1 pseudogene is annotated in these 551 nt (G+C 54.6%); it reads right to left on the minus strand.

Going from position 1 to position 551, the window contains the following annotated elements:
• Window positions 1-551 (minus strand): annotated as a pseudogene (locus NW838_RS11080) (hypothetical protein); the annotation flags it as partial.

Consider the following 551-nt stretch of genomic DNA (forward strand, 5'->3'; position numbering starts at 1 on the left):
CATTCTCTCGACACCCTGGGGTAGCTCTCCCATGCCACCCCGATCGTAGAAAGTGATGCGAATCCCCAGCTGAGGCAATTCCCGCAGTAAGTTGCGCCAAACTGTAGCAATACCAGTTTGGAACATCTGGAAGAACACCCCGTCCACAAATAGGTGAAGACGTTGCCGCACCTCTACCACCAAGGGATCCCCGTATGCCCAGGGGAAAAAGGGCTGCAGGGAGCAGGGCTTTTCCGCTTTTTGCAACTCTTCCCAAGCTCTGACAGCTCCTTGGTAGCCGTAGTAGGATTCCTTAAACTCCACCTGCTTTCGCAATGCATAGGCATAGTGGTCAAACACTAAGCCCTCTGCTTCCGTTTGGTCTGCGGTCAGAACCCTCTCGGGAAGTCGTCCCTTTCGGATCAATACAGGTGGCTCGTGAGTTTGCCACTCGCACTCAGAGGGATCCCATCTCCAGACCCGCCACCACTCCATCTGGGGGTTGTTGCCCCACTTACCTTTGTTGTCCAGGACAAGATTGGGGCCCACGAAGTAACGACAGTAGAACTGGG

The sequence above is a fragment of the Synechococcus sp. R55.2 genome, from assembly GCF_047462075.1.
Lineage (GTDB): Bacteria > Cyanobacteriota > Cyanobacteriia > Thermostichales > Thermostichaceae > Thermostichus.